The organism is Bacillus sp. XT-4 (assembly GCF_050864245.1).
Classification (GTDB): domain Bacteria; phylum Bacillota; class Bacilli; order Bacillales; family Bacillaceae; genus Bacillus; species Bacillus altitudinis.
This window is the reverse complement of sequence record NZ_JBPAFI010000001.1, coordinates 809487-830731: the sequence shown is the minus strand read 5'-3', so window position 1 is coordinate 830731 and position 21245 is coordinate 809487. Positions and strand designations below refer to the sequence as shown.

The 21245-nt window shown below is 41.8% G+C and carries 19 protein-coding genes; 14 read left to right on the top strand and 5 right to left on the bottom strand.

Translation table 11 applies throughout. The features are described from left to right. Window positions 1–47: 47 nt before the first annotated feature. The 6 genes from ACRRMM_RS04350 (at window position 48) to ACRRMM_RS04325 (ending at window position 6722) form a co-directional block, all read left to right on the top strand. Window positions 48–1259 carry an argininosuccinate synthase gene (locus ACRRMM_RS04350; protein ID WP_008343148.1) on the top strand — a complete coding sequence of 404 codons (1212 nt, stop codon included), beginning with the start codon at window positions 48–50 and terminating at the stop codon, window positions 1257–1259. Then, window positions 1256–2629, top strand: coding sequence for an argininosuccinate lyase (argH, locus tag ACRRMM_RS04345; protein WP_272511778.1), 1374 nt, complete (start codon window positions 1256–1258; stop codon window positions 2627–2629). The genes ACRRMM_RS04350 and argH overlap by 4 nt, the downstream gene beginning before the upstream one ends. A gap of 118 nt (window positions 2630–2747) precedes the next feature. Continuing rightward, window positions 2748–3653 (top strand): phosphotransferase, encoded by a 906-nt coding sequence (locus tag ACRRMM_RS04340; protein WP_432450792.1) that lies wholly within the window; start codon window positions 2748–2750, stop codon window positions 3651–3653. A 95-nt stretch (window positions 3654–3748) separates the two neighbouring features. Continuing rightward, window positions 3749–4504, top strand: a complete 756-nt coding sequence (locus tag ACRRMM_RS04335; RefSeq protein WP_283931043.1) for an SDR family oxidoreductase — start codon at window positions 3749–3751, stop codon at window positions 4502–4504. A 67-nt stretch (window positions 4505–4571) separates the two neighbouring features. Beyond that, complete coding sequence (locus ACRRMM_RS04330; RefSeq protein WP_035391153.1) at window positions 4572–5255, top strand: metal-dependent hydrolase; 684 nt, start codon at window positions 4572–4574, stop codon at window positions 5253–5255. 144 nt (window positions 5256–5399) lie between these two features. Continuing rightward, window positions 5400–6722: a CBS domain-containing protein gene (locus tag ACRRMM_RS04325; RefSeq protein WP_060781274.1), complete on the top strand. Its 1323-nt coding sequence runs from the start codon at window positions 5400–5402 to the stop codon at window positions 6720–6722. A gap of 201 nt (window positions 6723–6923) precedes the next feature. Here the strand turns inward: ACRRMM_RS04325 and ACRRMM_RS04320 are convergent, their stop codons facing one another. Continuing rightward, the gene (locus ACRRMM_RS04320) at window positions 6924–7226 is read right to left on the bottom strand and encodes a YtpI family protein (RefSeq protein WP_008343164.1); all 303 of its coding nucleotides are present in this window, start codon (window positions 7224–7226) and stop codon (window positions 6924–6926) included. Window positions 7227–7373: 147 nt separating this feature from the next. On the opposite strand from ACRRMM_RS04320, the gene ACRRMM_RS04315 reads away from it, so the two are divergent. Next, window positions 7374–8315, top strand: a complete 942-nt coding sequence (locus ACRRMM_RS04315) for a DHH family phosphoesterase (RefSeq protein WP_432450791.1) — start codon at window positions 7374–7376, stop codon at window positions 8313–8315. A 49-nt stretch (window positions 8316–8364) separates the two neighbouring features. Here ACRRMM_RS04315 and ACRRMM_RS04310 read toward each other — a convergent pair whose 3' ends face one another. The 3 genes from ACRRMM_RS04310 to ACRRMM_RS04300 all read right to left on the bottom strand — a co-directional run bounded on the left by ACRRMM_RS04310 (window position 8365) and on the right by ACRRMM_RS04300 (window position 9501). Then, entirely contained in the window at window positions 8365–8550 is a 186-nt protein-coding gene (locus ACRRMM_RS04310; protein WP_008346082.1) for a hypothetical protein, read from the bottom strand. A 109-nt stretch (window positions 8551–8659) separates the two neighbouring features. After that, window positions 8660–9163, bottom strand: a complete 504-nt coding sequence (gene ytrI, locus ACRRMM_RS04305; RefSeq protein WP_007501718.1) for a sporulation membrane protein YtrI — start codon at window positions 9161–9163, stop codon at window positions 8660–8662. Further along, the gene (locus ACRRMM_RS04300; RefSeq protein WP_007501717.1) at window positions 9160–9501 is read right to left on the bottom strand and encodes a YtrH family sporulation protein; all 342 of its coding nucleotides are present in this window, start codon (window positions 9499–9501) and stop codon (window positions 9160–9162) included. Before ACRRMM_RS04300 ends, ytrI begins: the two co-directional genes overlap by 4 nt. 137 nt (window positions 9502–9638) lie before the next feature. Here ACRRMM_RS04300 and dnaE point away from each other — a divergent pair, with 137 nt between their 5' ends. The 7 genes from dnaE to ACRRMM_RS04265 all read left to right on the top strand — a co-directional run bounded on the left by dnaE (window position 9639) and on the right by ACRRMM_RS04265 (window position 20068). Further along, the gene (gene dnaE / locus ACRRMM_RS04295; protein WP_428828552.1) at window positions 9639–12974 is read left to right on the top strand and encodes a DNA polymerase III subunit alpha; all 3336 of its coding nucleotides are present in this window, start codon (window positions 9639–9641) and stop codon (window positions 12972–12974) included. A gap of 141 nt (window positions 12975–13115) precedes the next feature. Further along, on the top strand, window positions 13116–14348 hold the full coding sequence (locus ACRRMM_RS04290; RefSeq protein ID WP_007501712.1) for an NAD(P)-dependent malic enzyme: 1233 nt from the start codon (window positions 13116–13118) through the stop codon (window positions 14346–14348). A 305-nt stretch (window positions 14349–14653) separates the two neighbouring features. Next, a complete protein-coding gene (accD, locus tag ACRRMM_RS04285) occupies window positions 14654–15529 on the top strand; it encodes an acetyl-CoA carboxylase, carboxyltransferase subunit beta (RefSeq protein WP_008346077.1) in 876 nt (291 codons plus the stop codon). After that, window positions 15514–16491 carry an acetyl-CoA carboxylase carboxyl transferase subunit alpha gene (accA, locus tag ACRRMM_RS04280; RefSeq protein ID WP_017358272.1) on the top strand — a complete coding sequence of 326 codons (978 nt, stop codon included), beginning with the start codon at window positions 15514–15516 and terminating at the stop codon, window positions 16489–16491. Before accD ends, accA begins: the two co-directional genes overlap by 16 nt. Window positions 16492–16830: 339 nt before the next feature. Then, window positions 16831–17790: a 6-phosphofructokinase gene (pfkA, locus tag ACRRMM_RS04275; RefSeq protein WP_017358271.1), complete on the top strand. Its 960-nt coding sequence runs from the start codon at window positions 16831–16833 to the stop codon at window positions 17788–17790. Between the two features lie 27 nt (window positions 17791–17817). After that, the gene (gene pyk, locus ACRRMM_RS04270) at window positions 17818–19578 is read left to right on the top strand and encodes a pyruvate kinase (RefSeq protein ID WP_008346071.1); all 1761 of its coding nucleotides are present in this window, start codon (window positions 17818–17820) and stop codon (window positions 19576–19578) included. A 100-nt stretch (window positions 19579–19678) separates the two neighbouring features. Beyond that, window positions 19679–20068 carry an FxsA family protein gene (locus ACRRMM_RS04265; RefSeq protein ID WP_268438398.1) on the top strand — a complete coding sequence of 130 codons (390 nt, stop codon included), beginning with the start codon at window positions 19679–19681 and terminating at the stop codon, window positions 20066–20068. 24 nt (window positions 20069–20092) lie between these two features. Here ACRRMM_RS04265 and ytvI read toward each other — a convergent pair whose 3' ends face one another. After that, window positions 20093–21211 carry a sporulation integral membrane protein YtvI gene (ytvI, locus tag ACRRMM_RS04260; protein WP_217816497.1) on the bottom strand — a complete coding sequence of 373 codons (1119 nt, stop codon included), beginning with the start codon at window positions 21209–21211 and terminating at the stop codon, window positions 20093–20095. Window positions 21212–21245: the final 34 nt, after the last annotated feature.

The following is a 21245-nucleotide window of genomic DNA, read 5'->3' as shown; positions in this document are numbered from 1 at the left end:
GCAAAAACATTCACAGAATCAAAACAAGCGAGAGGAGCTTTTCAAACATGTCACAAAATAAAAAAGTCGTATTAGCATATTCCGGAGGTCTTGATACCTCTGTTGCAGTTAAATGGTTACAGGAGCAAGGTTACGAAGTTGTTGCTTGCTGCCTGGACGTAGGTGAAGGAAAAGATTTAGCATTCGTTCAACAAAAAGCACTTCAAGTCGGAGCTGTTCAATCTTACATGATCGACGCAAAAGAAGAGTTTGCTGAAGAATTTGCACTTGCTGCACTGCAAGCACACACGATGTATGAAGGAAAATACCCACTCGTGTCTGCACTATCTCGTCCGCTCATTGCCAAAAAGTTAGTGGAAGTCGCAGAGAAAGAAAATGCCGTAGCCGTTGCACACGGATGTACAGGGAAAGGAAACGACCAAGTTCGTTTTGAAGTATCAATCAAAGCATTGAATCCAGACTTAGAAGTTCTTGCACCAGTGCGTGAATGGAAATGGTCTCGTGATGAAGAAATCGACTATGCACAAAAGCACGGTATTCCAATTCCGATTAACTTAGACAGCCCATATTCAATTGACCAAAACCTTTGGGGCAGAAGTAACGAATGTGGTATTTTAGAAGATCCTTGGGCAGCGCCGCCAGAAGGTGCTTATGATCTGACAAATCCACTTGAAAAAACACCTGACACACCTGAAATCATTGAAATCACGTTTGAAAAAGGAAAACCAACAGCCATTGACGGAATCCAGTATTCATTATCTGATCTCATCCTTCATTTAAATGAAGTTGCTGGCCAGCATGGTGTAGGCAGAATCGATCATGTTGAAAACCGTCTTGTTGGAATCAAATCTCGTGAAGTATATGAGTGCCCAGGTGCAGTTACCCTATTAAAAGCACACAAAGAACTTGAAGACTTAACGCTTGTCAAAGAAGTAGCACACTTTAAGCCAATCGTTGAACAAAAAATGGCTGAATTAATATACAACGGCTTATGGTTCTCACCACTTAAATCAGCACTAGATGCATTCTTACAAGAAACGCAAAAGAACGTAACAGGTGTTGTACGTGTGAAACTATTTAAAGGCCATGCCATTGTAGAAGGACGTAAATCACCATACTCACTTTATGATGAAAATCTAGCAACTTACACAAAAGCAGATGAATTCGATCATGATGCAGCTGTAGGATTTATTAACCTTTGGGGTTTACCAACAAAAGTAAACAGCATCGTGAACAAAAAGGAGCAGGTTAAAGCATGAAAAAGCTTTGGGGAGGCCGATTTCAAAAAACACCAGAAAAATGGGTCGATGAGTTTGGTGCATCCATTCATTTCGACAAACAATTAGTCAAAGAAGATCTGACCGGCTCCCTTGCCCATGCAAGTATGCTGAATAAATGCGGTATCATCGGTGATGAGGAGGCCGCTGCGATCAAAGACGGACTGAATACGCTCATGAAAAAGGCGGAGGCGGATGAACTTGAATTCTCAGTAGATTATGAGGACATTCATTTAAACCTTGAAAAAATGCTCATTGATGAGATTGGTCCGCTTGGCGGCAAATTGCACACAGCGAGAAGCCGGAATGATCAGGTCGCAACCGATATGCATTTATATTTGAATAACCAAGTAGAGCATATCATTGAGCTGATCTCTTCTTTTCAAAAAGTGCTTGTAGAAAAAGCTGAACAGCACGTTGAAACAATTTTTCCGGGATATACGCACTTACAGCGTGCACAGCCTATTTCCTTTGCCCATCATATGCTTGCCTACTTTTGGATGCTTGAGCGGGACAAAGCGCGTTTTCAAGATTCATTGAAGCGGATTAATGTGTCACCACTTGGATGCGGGGCGTTAGCAGGAACGACATTCCCAATTGATCGTGAATATACAGCAGAGCTTCTTGGCTTTGACCATATTTACGAGAACAGCCTTGATGGCGTGAGTGATCGTGATTTCATTTTAGAGTTCTTGTCCAATAGCAGCCTTGTGATGATGCATCTCTCACGTCTTTGTGAGGAAATCATTTTATGGTGCTCTCAAGAATTCAAATTCATTGAGCTTGATGACACGTACGCAACAGGCAGCAGCATGATGCCGCAAAAGAAAAACCCGGATATGGCTGAATTGATCCGCGGAAAAACAGGCAGGGTATATGGCAACCTGATGGGGCTGCTCACGATTATGAAAGGCTTGCCGCTTACGTATAACAAAGACTTGCAAGAAGATAAAGAAGGCATGTTTGATACGGTGAAAACGATCGCTGGCAGCCTGCAAATCTTCACAGGCATGATTCAAACAATGACAGTCAACGAAGATGTCATGAAAAAAGCAACAAAAGAAGATTTCTCAAATGCGACCGAAGTGGCAGACTACCTTGCGAAAAAAGGTATGCCATTCCGTGAAGCACACGAAATCGTAGGGAAGCTTGTGTATACATGCATTCAAAAAGGCATCTATTTAAGTGACCTTCCATTTGAAACATTTACAGAAGCAAGCGGCCTCTTTGAACAAGATATTTACACTGTTCTTGATCCATATGTTGCTGTTGAAAAAAGAACAAGTGCAGGTGGAACTGGATTTAAACAAATTCAGCTCGCTTTAGAAAAAGCAAAAGCCTGCCTAGCATAATTCGCCAAAACCATTCGTTTATACGGATGGTTTTTTTCATGGGAAAAAGGAGATTGATCTTCACTGGAGAAAAGGAAAGTATACCAGTGTCAAGCTGAATAAGGAGTGACAACAGTTCATGAAGAAAACGCTTCAGGCTTTGTTTGATCAGCCTATCGTATTAGTGAAAACGTTAGGAGAACCATACGACGGCAGGGCTAATGATGTGTGGCTGATTTCCTTACAAGACCAAACGGAATATGTAGTGAAATCTCCAAAAACTGCAAGAGAAGAAAGTGAATTTGTGTATGGGATCAACATGATTTATGGAGTAGATGCCCGTACTGTACAAGAGCATCTTGATGAAATCAATGAAAAGCTGGCTCATACGAATTCCTTTCATATTCCGAAAGTTGTTCGTAAAGTGAAGAAGGCGGGGAAACACTTTTATGTCATGGAAAAAGTAGAAGGAATCCCTTTAACATCTTTTGAGGGCCGTTCAGCACAATTCTATAGGGATTACGGGAGGAAACTAGCGCATCTTCATTCATATCAAACAAACTTTTTCGGAGCAGTATACGGGGGAGAAAAGAGACATTTGAGAGAATTCCATGCGCTGTTAAAAAAGGCAGTTTCCAAACTTATCAGCCGCTATTACGCTGATCAGCCTGAATATCAGGATTATGCAGAAAAGGTGCAGCAAAAGCTTGAAACGCTAAGTCCTCCTGATTCAGCCAGTCTCATTTTAATTGATTTAGACCCATCGCAATATATTGAAGACGGTGATCAAGTGGCGAGTCTAGTTGATACGGAATATGTCGTATTTGGACCAGCTGCGTTTGATTTGATTGCACTCGAATACCTTTTGACGAAAGAAGCTGCACAAGCGGTTCAATTAGGATATGAAGAGATTTGCCCGCTTCCTCGCCAGCTTCATGAGGTGAGAGAATGCTACCGGTTTGTTTCGCTGCTTCTCGATATCCATGGTTCATGGGATATGAAAAAGTGGATGAATCACCCTATACGGTTTTCCCCTCATTGTTAAAGGGTTCAAAAGTGCGAAGGGAGCCGGTTTATAGTAAAGTAAAGATAATAAAAGAAACACATGAACTTGCAACCTTTGCTTTAGGAGGAGATTGTGTGCGACACGCATTAATAACAGCGGGTTCTAAAGGACTTGGCAGGAAAGTCACCGAGTCTTTACTGAATATGGGGTATTCTGTGACAGTGAATTATCGAAGTGATGATGAAGCTGTCCGGCAGATGAAAGAAGAACTGCAAGAATACGAAGAAAAGCTTCAATTTGTCCAAGGCGATGTGACAAACAAAGAAGATTTAAAAAACATGGTCGAGCTGGCAGCAGAGAGATTTGGGCGGATTGATGCCTTGATCAATAATGCTGGACCTTATATTTTTGAACGAAAAAAACTCGCGGATTACTCTGAAGACGAATGGTATCAAATGATGGAAGGCAACCTATCCGCAGTGTTCCATTTGTTCAGAATGGTGATCCCTATGATGAGAAAACAAGGCTTTGGCCGGATTATCACATATGGCTTCCAAGGAGCAGACCATGCGCCAGGCTGGATGCACAGATCAGCCTTCGGAGCGGCAAAAGTGGGCCTTGCGTCATTGACGAAAACCATTGCGATTGAAGAAGCCGAAAACGGCATCACCGCTAATATGGTGTGTCCAGGCAAAATCGTTGGAGACATGAAAGAATCGACAATAGAGGAAGCCCGCCAAATCAAAGACGTTGAAACGCCAATAGGCAGGTCTGGTACTGGAGAGGATATAGGGCGTATCATTTCATTTCTATGTGATGACCGTTCAGACCTCATTACAGGAACCGTCATTGAAGCAACAGGTGGTCTTAATGTCATTCATAGGCACTAAGTTTTTCAGCTTTTTATAGAGGGAATAGAAAAAAATGAGATCAAATTCGAAAGGTGGATATATTTACATGAAAGCTACATATCATGGACATTCAGTCGTACACATTGAAACAAACGGATACCATATTTGGATTGATCCATTTTTAAATGGAAATAAGCACACGGATATCAAACCGCAAGATGTCAAAGCAGATGTGATTTTGCTCACGCACGGGCATGGAGATCACGTCGGAGACACGATTGAAATCGCTAAAAACAATGACGCACTCGTGATTGCGCCATTCGAACTTGCCACTTATTTAGGCTGGCAAGGGGTGAAAACACACCCGCTTTCTATTGGCGGCGGCCGTGAATTTGAATTTGGTAAAGTCAAGCTGACGCAAGCGTTCCATGGCTCAGCGGTCATTGATGAAGAATCCAAAACGATTACGTATACAGGTATGCCATCCGGTATTTTATTTACTGCTGAAGGCAAAACAATTTATCATGCTGGAGACACGGCTCTCTTCTCGGATATGAAACTCATTGGGGAACTGAATCATATTGAGCTCGCCTTCCTGCCAATAGGTGATAACTTCACAATGGGACCAGACGATGCGAGAATCGCAGCAGAGTGGCTTCGTGCGAAACAAGTCGTACCGATTCATTACAGTACATTCCCGCCGATTGAGCAAGATCCTCATGCGTTTGCAGACAGCTTGCATGGCGGCGTGGGTCACGTATTAAACAGTGGAGAATCCATCGATATATAATTAATAGAAAGAAAAGCCGGCACCCTACCGGCTTTTTTATTTGCCTGTATCGTGCTCGTGTAAAAGACAAATTGCTATTAAAAGCCTCCTGCCTTTATAATGAAATATAGATGAAAACGCTGAAAACAAAAAGGGTGAACGGGATTGGCGACAAAGCATGAGCAAATTTTATCGTATATTGATTCATTGGATGTCGGAGAGAAAATTTCTGTCCGGCGTATAGCGAAAGAAATGAAAGTCAGTGAAGGCACGGCTTACCGGGCTATTAAGGATGCTGAAAATAAAGGGTTCGTGAGCACCATTGAACGAGTCGGTACCATTCGAATTGAACAGAAGAAAAAAGAAAATATTGAAAAGCTGACATATGCGGAAGTGGTCAATGTCATTGATGGTCAGGTGCTTGGTGGACGAGCTGGCTTACATAAAACGTTAAATAAATTTGTCATCGGTGCAATGGAACTGGATGCAATGATGCGTTACACAGCAGCAGGCAACCTGTTGATCGTCGGAAACCGAATCAATGCTCACCGGCAAGCATTAGAGGCGGGAGCGGCTGTGCTGGTCACGGGCGGATTCTCAACAGATGATGAAATTATTCAGCTCGCAGATGAGCTTGAGCTGCCCATTTTATCAACAAGCTACGATACATTTACCGTAGCGGCTCTCATTAACCGGGCCATTTATGACCAGTTGATTAAAAAAGAAATTGTGCTTGTGGAGGATATTTTAACGCCGATTGAACGGACAGTCTATTTATCGCCAGAAGACAAACTTGAGAAATGGTATGAAAAGAATTATGAAACCGGGCACGGCCGGTTCCCGGTAGCAGACGATCAAATGAAAATTCACGGCATTTTGACCTCAAAGGATATTGCAGGCCATGACCGTTCTACACCGATTGAAAAGGTGATGACAAAAAATCCGCTGACCGTTATTGGCAAAACATCTGTCGCTTCAGCTGCACAAATGATGGTGTGGGAAGGTATTGAGGTACTGCCAGTTGTAAATGATCATGCGAAGCTGATTGGGATGATTAGCCGTCAGGACGTGCTGAAGGCGCTGCAAATGATTCAAAAGCAGCCGCAGGTCGGTGAAAAGCTGGATGATGTCGTGTCTAGAGGATTTAAGGAAGCCGAGACAGAAAAACCAAAAACAGATGCGGTGTACCAATATGAAGTTTCACCACAAATGACAAATCAACTCGGTAATATTTCGTACGGTGTGTTTACACAAATTTTAATCGAATCAGCCAACCGCTTCTTAAAGTCTCATAAAAAAGGCGAACTAATTGTAGAAAGTCTTTCTGTCTATTTCTTAAAACCGGTTCAAATGGAATCCACGATACAGATCAAACCGAATATTTTAGAAGTTGGGCGCAAGTTTGGAAAGCTGGAAGTGGAAGTTTACCATCAGTCAAATATTGTAGGCAAAGCGATGTTGATGGTGCAACTGATGGAGAGAGGATAATAGGCAAAAAAGGGCGGCATGAATTCGCTCTTTCAGCGTGTAAACAAACCCTCGCATTCGCCCGCAGTCCTGCGTGCTGGTGCTCACGAATGTGACATTCGCTCCGCGCCAGTACTCGTCCTTCCTAGTCTGCAAAGGTTTTCTATCACGCTGAAAAGAAGAAAAAGGGCTAAAATCAAGTTCATTTTAGCCCTTTCTCTATTATGCGTGGTCTTTTTCGCCTTCCTTTAAAAAGAGCGGAAGATAGTGCTTATAGGCTTTGTATCCGGCCCATGTACTGCCGATACCAACTGCAACAAAAACAAACCCAATGACAAATGCGAGTGACGAGCGGTTTAAAAATAATTGATTCACACCGAAGAGCAGGACAAAGCAGCCAAGTGCCATACTTGATTTAGCAGACCAGAATTTCTTTTCGACCGGCCGGTTCGTACGGACATTCTTTGCTTTGTAGTATAAATAAAACATGGCAGAACAAATAATAAACACAATCAAAACAAGCATGTGCCAAGCCTCCATTGTAAGTGGTTACAACCCTATTTTAAACGTAAATAGGCTTGCTTACTAGAATAAATTGTCTATTCCTCACTTTTCTGTCTGGGTAGATTATGATTTAATAATAAAAAGAGTATCGCATAAGAAGGAGTATTTATGAAAAAAGAACTGATTAGAACCATATCATTATATGACACCATCATCATTCATAGACATGTAAGACCTGATCCAGACGCCTATGGATCGCAGTGCGGCCTTACGGAAATCTTGCGTGCCACCTATCCAGAAAAAAATATTTATGCGACAGGAACCCCTGAGCCATCCCTTTCATTTTTATATGAATTAGATGACGTGCCGGATGAAGTGTACAAAGGTGCTCTTGTCATTGTCTGTGACACTGCGAATCAAGCTAGAATTGATGATCAGCGCTATTCAATGGGCGATAAGCTGATGAAAATTGATCATCATCCGAATGAAGATCCGTATGGTGATTTGCTTTGGGTTGATACAGAAGCAAGCTCTGTCAGTGAAATGATTTATGAGCTGTATTTAGAGGGGAAAGAAGAAGGATATCAGCTGAATACAAAGGCGGCAGAACTCATTTATGCCGGCATTGTAGGAGACACAGGCCGTTTCCTTTTCCCAAACACAACGAAAAAGACACTCAAATATGCGGGTGAACTCATCGAATATCCGTTTTCATCATCAGACCTTTTCAATCAATTGTATGAGACAGATTTGAATGTGGTGAAATTAAATGGCTATATTTTTCAACATATCTCTTTATCAGAGAATGGTGTAGCCTCTGTTTTTATTAAACGTGACATTTTGGAGTCATTCCAAACAACAGCGCAGCAAGCCTCACAGCTTGTTGGGACACTTGGAAATATTGCAGGGATTAAGGCATGGGTCTTTTTTGTGGAAGAGAACGATCAGATTCGTGTGAGATTCCGCTCAAAAGGCGTTGTCATTAACACCATTGCTAAAAAATATCATGGCGGAGGTCACACGCTTGCAGCCGGTGCGTCCATATATGATTGGGCAGTTGCAGATGAGATTTTGCGTGATTTAGAAGAAGTATGTAAATCATCATCGTGAGAGAGGGGCTTCAAGTCCCCCTCTCTTTTTTTGAGCTTTGAGAAAAGGGTTACTTGGATACAGGGATAAACCAGCAGCCGATGTCAGTTGAATCTTCATAGGCTTGGAGATTTTGATGCTTTAATTCTTTTTTAATTAAATGGGCCATCATTTCTGTCTCGGCATAAGCACACATGCCGTCTTTAATCCGGCTTGCTTTGTCTCGTGCCATTTGACGATAGCTGTAAACCTCCATTGTTCTCACCTCTTTCTTGTGATGATCTCGTTCTTCTTTTAGTGTATAAAAATAACAAGTGAAAAGCGATCATTGAGTGCAGAAATTCATAAAAATTCCACATCATCTATTATTCAGCAAAGGAAATACGCACTTCAAGCGATAGCTTTGTATAAATGGTCAGCTCAGTGACTTTGGCGCGGTATGCCTTTTCTCTAATCGTATATTCTTTATTTTCCACGGTCCGTTTTAAGAGCTCTTTTGTTTTATAGACACTTTCAATATCCTTTGTGATCACCTCTGAGATATCCTCTTTCACCTGATCTTCAAATTTCAAGGTATCTGGCTCCGGGATTTTGTACTGCTCACGGTTGACGAGGTGAACATCTACGCTCTGAATAAGCAGACGCTGCTTATTGTCTTCATTTAATTTATGCAAATCTTCCCGATAGAGTGTGATTTGTTCTTTCAGACTGTCCATATGGTGCTGCTGGCTTCTGAGCAGTGTCACTTGCTTCTCTTGAAAGGTGCCATATGTAAAGAGAAAAATCAGCCAGCTGATAATTGCGCCGAACATCATCCCAGCAAAAAAACGCTGCCAGCCTGGACGTTTATACAGCTCAGGCACCCTCATGATGACACATGCTCCTGAGTGAGCCACGTAATCAGGAGATACCCCGTTTGCGCACCGCCCATAGCAGAAATAATTAACAAGATCTGCTTGAAAATATCACGTGTGTTCCCTTCGAAAATCCCTCTTTCAAAACTATAGACCGCATCAAAAGTTCCACCGATTGCCGCAACAAGTGCCCAAATTTTTAAGCGGTTGGCAAGACTTGAAATAATTGATAGCGGTGGCTGACCAGATAAATATGCACCTACCCCGCCTATAATGGCACCGCCCAAAATAACCCCCAGTGCGATAAAATAACAACTAATAAAGTTTGGAATAAAGGCTTCCTTCACATCCATTTTTCCCACCTCACTCTATTCAATATATGGCGTGTGCTGGACAAGTATGAACGAGCGGAAAAGAAAGAACATTTGTTTCTCACCGCATCGCGTTTTATAATGAAAGAATGAATTTAGACGAAAGGAGTGGATTAAGCATGTCCTATGTTCATCTTCAGGTCCACAGTGGATACAGCTTGTTGAGCAGTGCAGCGAAGGTCAAGGAGCTCGTATTAAAGGCGAAAGAACTTGGCTATCAAGCGCTCGCTCTTACCGATGACCATGTGATGTATGGAACGGTTGAATTTTATAAGGAATGTAAAACACATGGCATCAAGCCGATTATCGGTTTAACAGCTTCTGTCTTCATAGATGAACAAGAGACAGAGGCTTATCCTTTGATCCTCCTTGCCAAAAATAATGAAGGCTATCAAAACTTGATCAAAATTAGCAGTGTCTTGAAATCAAAGTCAAAAACCGGCCTGAAAGAGAAATGGCTGAAAGCCTATCATCATGGCCTTATTGCCATCACACCAGGCGTATCCGGCTATATTGAAACGCTGCTGCAACATGATCAGCTAGATGAAGCAAGGGATGCAGCGAGCCATTTAAAAGATCTTTTTGGTGAGGAACATGTGTATTTAGCCGTTCAGCCGTTTCAGCAGGACGAAGAGCTGTCTCATAAGCTCAGGGAACTCTCAAAAAAGGCGAACATCCCGCTTGTGGCAACAGGTGACGTCCACTATATCCATCAAGAGGACAAAACCGCATATACATGTTTAAAGGCCATTAAAGCAGGCCAGCAGTTATCAGAAATAGAGGAAGACCAAGGAGACAAGCATTTCAGATCGACCGAAGAAATGATGAAGTGGTTTGGTGATGATCCAGAATTGCTGGCAAGAACGGTTGAGATTGCAAACCGCTGCGAGGTCGATTTAAATCTTGGTCAGACGAAACTGCCAACTTATCCGACGCCTGATCAATCAACAGCTGATCAGTTTTTACGAAGAGTGTGCCAAGAAGGCATGAAACGAAGACAGATTGCTTCAAATGACACATATATCAAAAGGCTTGAGTATGAGCTGAGCATCATTCAAAAAATGAATTTCAGTGATTATTTCCTCATCGTGTGGGATTTTATGAAGTATGCTCATGATCATGGCATTGTCACAGGTCCTGGCCGGGGATCAGCAGCAGGCTCTTTAGTTGCGTATGTTCTGTTTATTACAGATGTCGATCCGATCCGTCACGGGCTTTTATTTGAGCGTTTTTTAAATCCTGAACGCATCAGCATGCCAGATATAGATATCGATTTTCCTGACACGAGAAGAGATGAAATCATTTCATATGTAAAAGACAAATATGGGGATATGCATGTGGCGCAAATTGTCACGTTTGGAACACTTGCCGCAAAGGCAGCTTTAAGAGATGTCGGACGTGTGATGGGAATTGATTCAAAAGCAGCAGACCGCCTTGCAAAAGTCATCCCATCAAAGCCAGGGACGACACTGAAAGAAGCGGTGACAGTCTCCTCAGAATTAAAAACATTGCTCCAGCAATCTGAAGAGCTGCAAAGAGTGTTTCAAACCGCTTTAAAGGTAGAAGGATTACCAAGACATACATCAACACATGCAGCCGGCGTTGTCCTAAGTGAGGAGCCGCTCACACAAGTCGTGCCTATTCAAGAAGGCCATGATGGAGTGTATTTGACGCAATATGCGATGAATTATTTAGAAGATCTCGGTCTTTTAAAAATGGATTTTTTAGGTTTGAGAAACTTAACATTAATTGAATCCATTAAAAACCAGATTGAAAGACAGGAAAACGTCCACATTAACTTTAGTGACATTTCATATGAAGATCAGAAAACGTTTGATTTGTTATCAGCGGGAGATACAACGGGGATTTTCCAGCTCGAATCACAAGGTATGCGTCAGGTGCTGAGACGACTGAAACCTTCTAGTCTAGAAGATATCGTGGCTGTCAATGCCTTATACCGCCCGGGTCCGATGGAGAATATCCCGCTCTTTATCGACCGAAAGCATGGCAGAGTGAAAGTCTCCTACCCGCATCCAGATTTGTATGACATCTTAAAGGATACATATGGGGTTATCGTCTATCAGGAGCAAATCATGCTGATTGCAGCAAAGATGGCAGGCTTTAAGCTGGGCGAGGCTGATTTACTAAGAAGAGCCGTTTCAAAGAAAGATAAAAAGGTGCTTGATGAAGAGCGAAGCCATTTTGTTGAAGGATGCCTAAAAAAGGAGTATCCTGTTAACATTGCAAATGACGTTTATGACCTAATCGTCAAATTTGCAAACTATGGTTTTAATAGAAGCCATGCTGTTGCATATAGCATGATCGGCTTTCAGCTTGCTTATTTAAAAGCGCATTATCCGTTATATTTTATGTGCGGTCTTTTAACGAGTGTGATTGGAAATGAAGACAAAGTGGCTCAATATTTCTATGAGGCAAAGGAAAAAGGGATATCTGTGTTGAAGCCTTCTATTAATAAGAGCGAATTTCCATTCACGGTTGAAAAAGGGGAGATCCGCTACAGCTTAAGAGCGATCAAAAATGTCGGAGTGTCAGCTGTAAAGGATATATACAGAGCAAGACAGGAAAAGCCATTTGAAGATTTATTTGATTTTTGCGCAAGGGTATCAACAAAGAGTGTCAACCGAAAAACGATTGAAGCCCTTATTTTCTCAGGGGCAATGGATGAGCTTCATCCAAATCGTGCTTCGTTATTAGCATCGATAGATATTGCGTTAGACCATGTGTCATTTTTAACACCTGAGGATCAGCTGGACTTTCTTGGGGATACAACCTTCCCACTTGAGTTAAAATATGCGGAGATAGAAGAAATGCCGCTTGTCGATCTCTTGCAATTTGAGAAAGAAGCACTCGGGTTATATTTATCAAATCACCCAGTACAAGCGTATCGAGATCGTTTGAGAGAGAATGGTGCAGTGGAAATCATCAGACTTTCTTCCTATATAAAGCGAAAGATCTCAATGGGTGGTCTTTTGACAAAGGTGAAATCGATTCGGACAAAAAATGGACAATCGATGGCATTTGTCACATTCGGGGATGAAACGGGAGAAATGGAAGGTGTCGTCTTTCCAGAGCAATTTAGAAAGCTGTCCCCCTTACTTGAGGAGGGCGCAATGCTTTATGTTGAAGGCAGAATAGATGTCAGAAATGAGAGCAGTCAAATCATCGTGCAAGAAGCTGTTCTACTGGAAGAGATGGGCTCTAAAAGAAAAGAATCTGTCTACATTCGAGTCAAAGAAGAGAACCATACGCAGGAGCTGCTAGAACAAGTGAAGCGAGTAATCTCCATGCACAGGGGAGAAGCAGATGTCTATTTGTATTATGAAAAGCAAAAAAAGACGATGAGACTTCCAGATGCATACAAAGTTCATGCAGATCATGCGGTCATTTTCCAGTTAAAAGAGCTGCTAGGTGAACAAAACGTTGTGATTAAATGATGACAAATCGTCTGAATATGTTTTACAATTTCACCTATTGTGTTATCATTTTAAAGATTCTGTGTATTTAATCTGCCAAGTATGTGCTTATCAACTTAGCAATTCATTAAATCATTTTCCACTTGAAGGAGTGTTCATCACATGTCATTAAGAGAAGAAGCATTACATATGCACAAAGAGAATCAAGGCAAACTCGAATCAAAATCAAAGGTACAAGTGAAAAATGCGAAAGACTTGAGCTTGGCTTACTCACCAGGTGTGGCAGAGCCATGTAAAGATATTTATGACGACACAAGCAAAGTGTATGATTATACAATGAAAGGCAATATGGTCGCTGTTGTCACAGATGGAAGTGCTGTGTTAGGGCTTGGAAACATTGGGGCTGAAGCATCTCTTCCAGTAATGGAAGGAAAAGCTGTCTTATTCAAAAGCTTTGCAGGTGTTGATGCATTCCCAATCGCACTTGCAACAAACGATGTAGACAAAATCGTTGAAACAGTGAAGCTTCTTGAGCCGACGTTTGGCGGCGTGAACCTTGAAGATATTGCAGCACCAAACTGCTTTATCATTGAAGAGCGTTTGAAAAAAGAGACAAACATTCCTGTTTTCCACGATGATCAGCACGGGACAGCGATTGTAACAGTGGCAGGACTTGTGAATGCACTGAAGCTGTCTGGAAAATCAATGTCTTCAATTAAAGTGGTTGCAAACGGCGCTGGAGCAGCAGGAATTGCGATTATCAAACTTCTTTATCATTTCGGTGTACGTGATATCATCATGTGTGATACAAAAGGCGCTATTTATGAAGGCCGTCCGAATGGTATGAATGCAGTGAAAAATGAAGTAGCTAAATTCACGAACCAAGATCGTAAAGAAGGTTCTTTAGAAGAAGTGATTGAAGGCGCAGATGTCTTTATCGGCGTTTCAGTAGCAGGTGCTTTAACTAAAGAAATGGTTGGAAAAATGGCAAAAGATCCTGTCATCTTCGCAATGGCGAATCCAAACCCAGAGATCATGCCAGAAGATGCACATGCAGCAGGTGCAAGTGTTGTAGGAACTGGCCGTTCTGACTTCCCGAACCAAGTGAACAACGTCCTTGCATTCCCTGGTATTTTCCGCGGAGCGCTTGATGTACGTGCGACACATATTAACGAAGAAATGAAAATTGCAGCTGTTGAAGCGATTGCTTCCCTTGTATCAGATGAAGAATTGTCAGCGGAATACGTTATTCCTGCGCCATTTGATGCACGAGTAGCGCCAGCGGTAGCCAAAGCAGTGGCAAAAGCAGCAATGGAAACGGGCGTTTCAAGAATCAAAGTAGACCCAGAAGCTGTTGCAGAAAAAACAAGAAAATTAACGATTATCGGCGAGTAATCGAATTGGAAAAGTGTGCACGTTTTTTCTGAATTTGGAGGAAAAACGTGCACCATTTCCTCTCTTTCACGAAATTTTTTTCATCCTAAATGAGATTTTTTTGTAGACGTTCACAATTCACATATACCAACTACTCAGCGCCCCAAACCTATACTCATTTCTCATCAATTCCCCACTGAAAAAATTGAATGAAGGATGACAGCGTTTGACAAAAAAAGTACAATAGTTTCGGTACAGTTATGACATGTCCTATAATAGTGGATGTGCGTGTAAAGAAAAAACCCTTCAAAAAGGGAGGTAGTCATTTGTCAATCAAGAATATTTTCAGTAAAAAGAAAAAATATGCATCTGTACCCTCTGAACAGGCAAGTCAAGATGTGCCTGAAGGCATCATGACCAAATGTCCGCAATGTAAAAAAATAATGCTCACCAAAGAACTAGATAAAAATTTACGTGTTTGCATGAATTGCGGCAGACATTTGCAAATGAATGCAAAACAACGTATTGAAAGCCTTGTAGACGAAGGCACATTTGAAGAATTTAACGGTCACCTCATTTCTGAGAACCCGCTCGGTTTCCCAGGCTACGAAGAAAAGCTTCAGAAAGACAGAGAAAAAACATCTTTGAATGAAGCCATCGTGACAGGAAAAGGTGAAATTAAAGGTCAAAGTGCTGTCATTGCTGTCATGGATGCCACGTTCCGTATGGGCAGCATGGGCTCGGTCGTTGGTGAAAAGATTACACTAGCTATTGAGAAAGCAAAAGCGGACAAGGTGCCATTTATCATCTTCACTGCATCTGGAGGAGCAAGAATGCAAGAGGGGATTCTTAGTCTGATGCAGATGGCAAAAACAAGTTCAGCATTAAAGCTGTTCAGCGAGGATCAAGGTCTGATTATTTCTGTGATGACCAATCCGACAACTGGCGGTGTATCAGCTAGTTTCGCGTCTCTCGGTGATTACAACTTTGCAGAGCCTGGTGCATTAATTGGTTTTGCTGGTCGCAGAATCATTGAACAAACCATTCGTGAAGACCTACCAGAGGACTTCCAAACGGCTGAATTTTTAATGAAGCATGGTCAGCTAGATGCTGTGATTCACCGTGCAGAAATGAAAGAAACATTAGGCCAAATCTTAGCATTACACAGCACAGGAGGTGAACGAGAGTGGCTGGAGAACTAGAATTTGAAAAACCTGTCATTGAACTTCGAGCGAAAATTGATGAATTGAAAAAGTTCACACAAAACTCAGAGATGGATTTAAGTGCGGAAATTGAGCGCCTTGAAACGCGACTGAGTAAGCTTGAAACAGACATTTATACAAATTTAAAGCCGTGGGACAGAGTACAAATTGCTCGTCATGCGATGCGCCCAACAACTCTCGATTACATTCAAGAGCTGTTTGATCACTTTTTCGAATGTCACGGTGATCGTTTTTATGGCGACGATGAAGCCATCGTTGGAGGAATTGCCACGTTTAAAGGACTTCCTGTCACAGTCATTGGTCATCAGCGCGGAAAAGACACAAAAGAAAACTTGCGCCGTAATTTCGGGATGCCGCATCCAGAAGGTTACCGTAAAGCATTGCGCTTGATGAAACAAGCAGATAAATTTAATCGTCCAATCATTTGCTTTATTGATACAAAAGGAGCTTATCCTGGTAAAGCAGCTGAAGAACGCGGGCAAAGTGAAGCAATTGCGAAAAACCTTTTCGAAATGGCAGGACTTCGTGTACCGGTTGTCTGTATTGTCATTGGAGAAGGCGGAAGTGGCGGAGCACTAGGCTTAGGCGTAGGAAACCACCTATTTATGCTAGAGAACTCAACATATTCAGTGATTTCACCTGAAGGTGCAGCAGCACTGCTCTGGAAGGACTCATCACTTGCAAAAAAAGCTGCAGAATCAATGAAAATTACCGCTCCAGACCTAAAAGAATTAGATATTATAGATGATGTTATTAAAGAAGTGCAAGGTGGAGCACACCGAGACGTGAAACAACAAGCAGCCTACATTGAAAAAACATTAAAACAGTCACTTACATCTTTGCTCAAACAATCGCCTGAAGAATTAGTCGAACAAAGATATCAAAAATACAAAGCAATCGGCAAAGTATCGATTGAAAATCAATATATTGGGGTAAACTAAATAAACGTACAGCCTTTTGGCTGGCGTTTATTTTTTTCGTCTTTTTTCATCAAAACGATCTGATGTAAGCGCTATTTGAAAATAATTTTCTTTTGTTTTCATAAAATTTGAAACGTCTGAAAACGTTGATTTGACAAGGTTTAGAGCACTTGAATCAACTGTTTTTTGAACAAAGTGCTTTCATGACTTTCTTAACTTTTGTTTAAAAACATTTTATTTAATTGTATAATAAGTACGGTTTTAGAAATTCGTATTGAAAACATCCGGTTTTGCTCATGATTGTTTTCAAGCAGTGGAAATGGTATGTTTAATTCATATATGGTCTCTGAGGTGAAAAAGATGAAGCGTATAGGAGTTTTAACGAGCGGTGGGGATTCCCCAGGAATGAATGCAGCTGTGCGCGCAGTTGTAAGGAAAGCAATTTACCATAATGTAGAAGTTTACGGTATTTATAATGGATATTCAGGTCTAATTAACGGTAAAATTGAGAAACTCGAAATAGGTTCAGTAGGCGATATCATTCATCGTGGAGGAACAAAACTTTACACGGCAAGATGTCCTGAATTCAAGACAGTTGAAGGTCGTGAAAAAGGGATTGAGAACTTAAAAAAATTCGGTATTGAAGGACTTGTTGTCATCGGTGGAGATGGCTCATTCATGGGAGCGAAAAAATTAACAGAGCTCGGTTTTCCATGTGTAGGTGTTCCCGGCACGATTGACAATGACATTCCAGGTACTGATTTCACTATTGGCTTTGATACAGCACTAAATACAGTCATTGATGCCATTGATAAAATTCGTGATACAGCCACATCTCATGAACGTACATACGTAGTGGAAGTAATGGGAAGACATGCGGGGGATATTGCCCTTTGGTCAGGTCTTGCAGGCGGAGCTGAATCGATTTTGATTCCTGAAGCAGACTATGACATGGACGAAATTATTGCCAGATTGAGAAGAGGACATGAGCGCGGCAAGAAGCACAGTATCATCATCGTCGCAGAAGGCGTAGGCAGCGGTGTCGAATTTGGTAAGAGAATTGAAGAGGAGACAAGCCTTGAAACGCGTGTATCTGTCTTAGGACATATTCAGCGTGGAGGTTCTCCAAGTGCGTTTGACCGAGTGCTCGCAAGTCGCCTAGGAGCGTATGCAGTAGAACTTCTTCTTGAAGGAAGAGGCGGACGCTGTGTAGGCATACAAAGCAACGAACTCGTTCATCACGATATTTTAGACATCTTAGATAAAAAGCATACAGTCGATCAAAATATGTACCGACTTTCACAAGAGCTCTCTATATAAAACGAGAAGACCTTAGGAGGAACAGTAATGAGAAAGACAAAAATCGTTTGTACAATCGGTCCAGCAAGTGAAAGCATTGAAAAGCTGACTGAATTGATTGAAGCAGGAATGAATGTAGCCAGACTAAACTTCTCTCATGGAGATTTTGAAGAGCATGGTGCACGTATTGAAAACATTCGCAAAGCAGGTAAAACTTTAGGCAAGGACATTGCGATCCTTCTTGATACAAAAGGTCCAGAGATCCGTACACGTACAGTTGAAAACGGCTCAATTGAGTTAGTTGCTGGTGCTGATCTTATCGTGAGTATGGAAGACATTGTGGGAAACACTGAAAAAATCAGTGTGACGTACGAAGATTTAATTCATGATGTAGAAGTGGGCTCAACCATTTTATTAGATGATGGTCTGATTGGTCTAGAAGTAAAAGAATTAAATAAGGACCGAAAAGAAATCGTCACAAAAGTAATGAATACAGGCACACTGAAAAACAAAAAAGGTGTCAACGTACCGGGTGTGAGTGTGAACTTGCCAGGTATTACAGAAAAGGATGCCAATGATATTCTGTTTGGAATTGAACAAGGTGTCGATTTCATCGCAGCTTCTTTTGTGAGACGAGCTTCTGATGTTCTTGAAATTCGTGAGCTACTTGAAAAGAACAACGCAGCTGACATTCAAATCATTCCTAAGATTGAAAACCAAGAGGGCGTTGATAACATCGATGAAATCCTTGAGGTATCAGATGGACTGATGGTCGCGCGTGGAGATCTTGGTGTAGAGATTCCGGCAGAAGAAGTACCACTTGTTCAAAAAATGCTAATCAAAAAATGCAACCGTTTAGGCAAGCCTGTCATCACAGCAACTCAAATGCTGGACAGCATGCAGCGTAACCCGCGTCCAACTCGTGCAGAAGCAAGTGATGTGGCAAATGCTATTTTTGACGGTACAGATGCGATCATGCTATCTGGTGAAACAGCAGCAGGAACATATCCAGTTGAAGCTGTGCAAACAATGCACAACATTGCCTCACGTTCAGAGGAAGCACTTAACTATAAAGCAATCCTTTCTCGCAGAAGCGAAGAAGTAGAGGTCAGCATTACAGATGCGATCGGTCAATCTGTTGCGCACACAGCTATGAAGCTTGATGTGGCAGCGATTGTGACACCTACTGAGAGTGGTCATACTGCAAGAATGATTTCAAAATATAGACCAAAAGCACCAATCGTAGCAGTCACAGCAAACGAATCAGTGGCAAGAAAACTTTCACTCGTATTCGGTGTATTTGCAAAGAGCGGTTCAAAAACGACATCTACTGATGAAATGCTTGAGAATGCAGTAGAAAAGTCAATTGAAACAGGCTATGTAAGACATGGTGATTTAATCGTGATTACAGCTGGTGTGCCAGTTGGTGAAACAGGTACAACCAACTTAATGAAAGTGTATGTTGTCGGTGACATCATTGCGAAGGGTCAAGGAATTGGCCGCAAATCTGCATTTGGACCGGTTGTTATTGCACAAAGCGGAAAAGAAGCAGAGGAAAAAATGTACGATGGTGCGATTCTTGTCGCAAACTGCACAGATCGTGATATGATGGGTGCTTTAGAAAAAGCGTCTGCCCTTATCACGGAAGAAGGCGGTTTAACAAGCCATGCAGCAGTCGTTGGGCTCAGTCTTGGCATTCCAGTCATTGTTGGTCTCGACAGTGCCACAACACTTCTAAAAGAAGGCGAAGAGATTACAGTAGATCCAGCACGCGGAGCGATCTACAAAGGCCGTGCAAGCGTCCTTTAAATCACACACGAGGGGAGTTATCTGACTCCTCTCTTTTTTTATGTTACACTAAAAAAAGTAAACAGCTTTCGATGAAAGAGACCCCATGAGGTGATATGGCTTGAAAAAATATTTTCTACTATTATTGATTCTGTTCCCAGCAGTTGAAATTAGTTTATTTTTAATCTCAAGTAACATCATTGGTATTTTACCAACGATGCTAGTCATTGTGCTGACAAGTGCACTAGGTGCTTACTATGCAAGAAAACAAGGAATAGAAGCATTTCAGAAAGTACAGCGAGATTTACAATATGGCAAAATGCCAGGGGCCACCATTGTCGATGGCTTCTGCATTCTGATCGGTGGTTTGCTGCTGCTCATACCTGGATTCCTTTCTGATCTGATTGGGGCTGTTCTGCTCATTCCCATGACAAGAAAACGGATCAAACCGCTCTTTGAGCGCTGGCTTAGAAACATGTCCAATCGCAAACGCTATACGATTATACGCTAAAGAGACCTTCTCATCAGGTCTCTTTTACTTTTGCGCACCATACCGAATGTACTGATAAAGGTCTCTGAAAACCCCTGCATTACGAAACGCCTGCCAAACGACAAGAGAAGCGGGACCGAGTGCAAGTCCAAGAAAACCAAAGCATTTTAACCCGACAAACAATGCCACGAGTGTTGCTAAAGGATTAAGACCGATTGATTTACTTAAGACTTTTGGCTCTGATATTTGTCTTTGAATGAGCACCACAATATACAAAATGCCCAGTCCAATGGCGAGTGAAAGATTTCCTGTCATGGTGGAGTAAATGATCCACGGAAGAAAAACGGTGCCACTCCCGATGTAAGGAAGTAAATCAACTAGACCAATACATAGAGCGATCACGATCGCATGCTCGACCTTTAAGATGAAAAGTCCAATCAGCACGATCCCAATGGTCATGGCAACAAGGAGAAGCTGGGCTTTCATAAAGCCAGAAATGGCTTTTTTGATTTCAGATAAAATGGCACGTGTATGAAGCATCCATTTGGCGGGAAAGATACGAGAACCATATTTTTTTAATGTAAACCAATCTTTTGTGATAAAAAAAGTCGCTAGTGCGGAAAATAAAAGTGTCGCTGCTGCATCAGGCAAAAGACCTAAAAAAGCTGGAATGAATTCAAGAGTTTTTGAAAGGAAAGTCCCGATTTTTGCCGCTGCTTCATCACCAAGTGCTTGGATTTGTCCTAAAATCGACTCCTTTTGACCTGCTTGAAGTGTATTAAATTGAGCAGTCAAATCATGATATAAAGGCAAAATCTGATCTGTGAAAAAACGTTCCACAATCCCAATCATTTGATCAAGATGACCTGGCAGTACCTTTGCTAAATAAGCACTTCCTGAAATGATTTCCGCCACTAAAAGTGTCATGAATCCAGCTGCTACCACTAAAAAGAGTAATAACACAATGATAACAACAAAACCTCTTGGCATCCCGGTCATGTTTTCGATTTTGCATACGGCTGGATGAATCAAACACGACACGGCAAATGCAATCCAAAATGGATATAAAAACGGAAAAGACTGATATAAAAAAACAACCGCACAAACGGCGATGCTGAAAATCATCAAACTTCGCAAAAAAATGGCCACATACGTGTGATTCACACAATCCCCTCCAAAAAACAAGCATGTCCGATAC

Bases quoted from the DNA above. Each gene is read 5' to 3' on its own strand.
- ytrI (WP_007501718.1), bottom strand. From the start codon at position 9,163: ATGAGGGTGCCTGAGCTGTATAAACGTCCAGGCTGGCAGCGTTTTTTT.
- ACRRMM_RS04290 (WP_007501712.1), top strand. From the start codon at position 13,116: ATGTCATTAAGAGAAGAAGCATTACATATGCACAAAGAGAATCAAGGC.
- dnaE (WP_428828552.1), top strand. From the start codon at position 9,639: ATGTCCTATGTTCATCTTCAGGTCCACAGTGGATACAGCTTGTTGAGC.
- ACRRMM_RS04310 (WP_008346082.1), bottom strand. From the start codon at position 8,550: ATGGAGGTTTACAGCTATCGTCAAATGGCACGAGACAAAGCAAGCCGG.
- ACRRMM_RS04320 (WP_008343164.1), bottom strand. From the start codon at position 7,226: ATGCTTGTTTTGATTGTGTTTATTATTTGTTCTGCCATGTTTTATTTA.
- ACRRMM_RS04350 (WP_008343148.1), top strand. From the start codon at position 48: ATGTCACAAAATAAAAAAGTCGTATTAGCATATTCCGGAGGTCTTGAT.
- pfkA (WP_017358271.1), top strand. From the start codon at position 16,831: ATGAAGCGTATAGGAGTTTTAACGAGCGGTGGGGATTCCCCAGGAATG.
- ACRRMM_RS04340 (WP_432450792.1), top strand. From the start codon at position 2,748: ATGAAGAAAACGCTTCAGGCTTTGTTTGATCAGCCTATCGTATTAGTG.
- pyk (WP_008346071.1), top strand. From the start codon at position 17,818: ATGAGAAAGACAAAAATCGTTTGTACAATCGGTCCAGCAAGTGAAAGC.
- ACRRMM_RS04315 (WP_432450791.1), top strand. From the start codon at position 7,374: ATGAAAAAAGAACTGATTAGAACCATATCATTATATGACACCATCATC.
- argH (WP_272511778.1), top strand. From the start codon at position 1,256: ATGAAAAAGCTTTGGGGAGGCCGATTTCAAAAAACACCAGAAAAATGG.
- ACRRMM_RS04330 (WP_035391153.1), top strand. From the start codon at position 4,572: ATGAAAGCTACATATCATGGACATTCAGTCGTACACATTGAAACAAAC.
- ACRRMM_RS04300 (WP_007501717.1), bottom strand. From the start codon at position 9,501: ATGGATGTGAAGGAAGCCTTTATTCCAAACTTTATTAGTTGTTATTTT.